The organism is Actinoplanes sp. NPDC051633 (assembly GCF_040681735.1).
Classification (GTDB): Bacteria; Actinomycetota; Actinomycetes; order Mycobacteriales; family Micromonosporaceae; genus Actinoplanes.
The window spans coordinates 1-2,753 of record NZ_JBFAZH010001036.1 but is presented as its reverse complement, the minus strand read 5'-3'; the positions used below and the strand labels follow the sequence as shown (position 1 = coordinate 2,753).

Below are 2,753 nucleotides of genomic sequence, written 5' to 3'. Positions count from 1 at the left end.
CGGCTCCGGTGGGCGGCCGATCATCACGGCGGGCACGCCCGCGTCGGTGAGCATGTGCGGCAGCGGGTCGTGTGCGGGCAGGGACAGCACGACCGCGCCGTCCGCCTGGCCGTGCCGCAGGTCGCCGACCAGCCGGGCGCGCTGGTCGGCGGTGCCGACGATCTGCAGGGCGAGCTGCACGCCGGCCTGGCGTAGCACGCTCATCAGGCCGCCGACGACACGGCCGAAATACGGGTCCGCGAAGAACCGGCCGAGGAACGGGTCGTCGTCGTGGGACTCCGAATCGGACACCACCAGCGCGACCGTGCCGGTGCGGCGGGTGACCAGCGACCGGGCCAGCTTGTTGGGCACGTATCCGGTCTCGTCGACCGCGTGCCACACCATCTCGTGCAGCTGCGGATCGACATTGCGGATGCCGTTGATCACCCGGGAAACGGTCGCCCGGGAGACGCCGGCCACGCGAGCAACGTCTTCCAGCGTCGGCAGCCGCTCGCCGACCGGTACGCGAGTCATGCCCGCGTTTATAGCACAGGTCGAGGAGAGCGCTCTCCGTCGGGCGCGGCCGCAGCCGGAGCGATCCGGACATCGTGGCGTAATACCCCGGACATATTGACGATCGTGCACGCGCGAGGGCAGACTTCGGAAAGCGCTCTCCAAGCTCCCCGTCCCCGTACACCGAGGGAGATCCCCGCATGAGAACCGCAAGAAGACGCCTGTTGGCCGCCTGCGCGACCGTCGCCCTGAGCGGCGCCGCGCTGCTGGTGGCCGGGCCGGACGCCCACGCCGCCGACACTCTGCTGTCACAGGGCCGGCCCGCCCTCGCCTCCTCGCAGGAGAACGGCGGAGCCCCGGCCGCCGCCGCGGTCGACGGCCGCACCGACACCCGCTGGGGCAGCGCCTGGTCCGACCCGCAGTGGCTGCGTGTCGACCTCGGCGCCACCGCCACGATCACGCAGGTGGCGCTGCGCTGGGAGGCCGCGTACGCCCGCGCGTACCAGATCCAGACCAGTGCCGACGGCGCCAACTGGACCACCGTCTACAGCACCACCACCGGCGCCGGCGGCAACCAGACGCTGTCGGTCAGCGGCACCGGCCGCTACGTCCGCATGTACGGCACTCAGCGCGGCACCGGCTACGGCTACTCGCTCTACGAGTTCCAGGTCTACGGCACCAGCAGCGCCACCCCGCCCGGTGGCGCCGGCTACGTGCTCGCCAACCCGCCGGTCACCGGCGTGGTCCCGTCCACCCAGGTCCCGCCCGCGACCAACCCGCCGACCACCCACCACGAGTTCCAGATGAACTGCTCGGTGAGCCGGTCCAACCTGCCCGACGACCCGATCGTCTTCCCGAACCTGCCGGGCGCCTCGCACTCGCACACGTTCATGGGCAACACGACCACCAACGCCGCGTCCACATTGGGCAGTCTGCAGGCCGGTGGCACCAGCTGCATCACGCCGGGTGACAAGACCGGCTACTGGATGCCGACGCTGCTCAACGGCGACACCGCGGTGCAGCCGGTCGGCCGGCAGGTCATCTACTACAAGGCCGGCGTCATCGACTACCGCAGCGTGCGGCCGTCGCCGCCGGGCCTGCGGTATCTGGTCGGCAGCCCGTCCGCGACGCTGGACGAGTTCCGCAACGCGCCCGGCGCCGTCGAGGGCTGGGAGTGCGGCGACAGCTCGTTCAACTGGGACTTCCCGGCGAACTGTCCGGCCGGCACCCAGCTCAACATCCGGATGCAGGCGCCGAGCTGCTGGAACGGCCTGCACCTGGACTCGCCGGACCACAAGAGCCACATGGCGTACCCGGTGCTCGGGATCTGCCCGAACAGCCACCCGGTCGCCGTGCCGATGATCGAGTTCAAGATGGCGTTCCCGGTCAGCGGAGACATGCGCAACGTGCGGCTGTCCAGCGGCCGCGGCTACTCGTTCCACTACGACTTCTACAACGTCTTCGACCCGCCGACGCTCGCCGCCCTGGTCAGCCACTGCATCAACGGTGGCCTGCAGTGCGACCCGCGCGGCTTCGACCTCTACAAGCCGAACCGCGGCGCCGCCCTCAACGAGAACTACGAACTGCCCCGTTAATCGATCACGCCGGAGGCCGCCGGAAATGGACGGTCTCCGGCCGTTCGAATAACCGGAAATGGCGAAGAAATCATTGCGGCGCTTTTCCCAGCTTCGTCAGGAATGCGGTACGGCGCGCGATCATGTCCTCGGCGAGCTGCTTGGAGCGCGGCTCGACGCCGGACTTGGTCTCGCTGCGGGCCAGCTGCACGCCCTGCTCGAGGTGCTCCCGCAGATGCAGCTTGAGGTACTCGTCGAACGCCCTGCCTTCGCTGGCGGCCGCCTTCGCCACGATGTCGGGCGTGACCATGCCGGGCATCGGCATGCCGACGTGGGGGTTCTCGGCGGGCAGGCCGGCCTCGTCGTGCAGCTGGCGCAAGGTCGCCGTCTCGTTGGCGTGGAAGTCTTTCAGCTGCGTCGCGAGTGCGCGCACGGCCTCGTCGTGACTGTGCGCGGGGGCGAGGTCGAGCAGGGGGACGAGCTCGGAGTTCATCGCGATGTTGATCTCGATCCAGGCCCGGTCGGTGCCGCCGAAGGCGTACCCGGCACTCACCGCCGGCGACGGCGGTCGAGGCGTGGCGGCCGGCGCCCCCGAGTCGCACGCGCACAGGCCGGCCGCGATCAATACGGCGACGGCTGGGGATGCCATGCGAGGGAACATCGGAGAAAGTGTCGGCGAATAGGGCA

Annotated in this window: 3 protein-coding genes; 1 reads left to right on the top strand and 2 read right to left on the bottom strand. The window is 70.1% G+C overall.

The window, feature by feature from the left end; translation table 11 throughout:
• Positions 1-513 (bottom strand): LacI family DNA-binding transcriptional regulator (locus tag AB0M20_RS36475; protein ID WP_364305228.1); only part of this gene is annotated, 513 nt, incomplete at its 3' end.
• A gap of 179 nt (positions 514-692) precedes the next feature.
• Here AB0M20_RS36475 and AB0M20_RS36470 point away from each other — a divergent pair.
• Positions 693-2,087, top strand: a complete 1,395-nt coding sequence (locus AB0M20_RS36470; RefSeq protein WP_364305226.1) for a DUF1996 domain-containing protein — start codon at positions 693-695, stop codon at positions 2,085-2,087.
• 70 nt (positions 2,088-2,157) lie between these two features.
• On the opposite strand, the gene AB0M20_RS36465 is transcribed toward AB0M20_RS36470, so the two are convergent.
• Entirely contained in the window at positions 2,158-2,715 is a 558-nt protein-coding gene (locus tag AB0M20_RS36465; RefSeq protein WP_364305224.1) for a DUF305 domain-containing protein, read from the bottom strand.
• Positions 2,716-2,753: the final 38 nt, after the last annotated feature.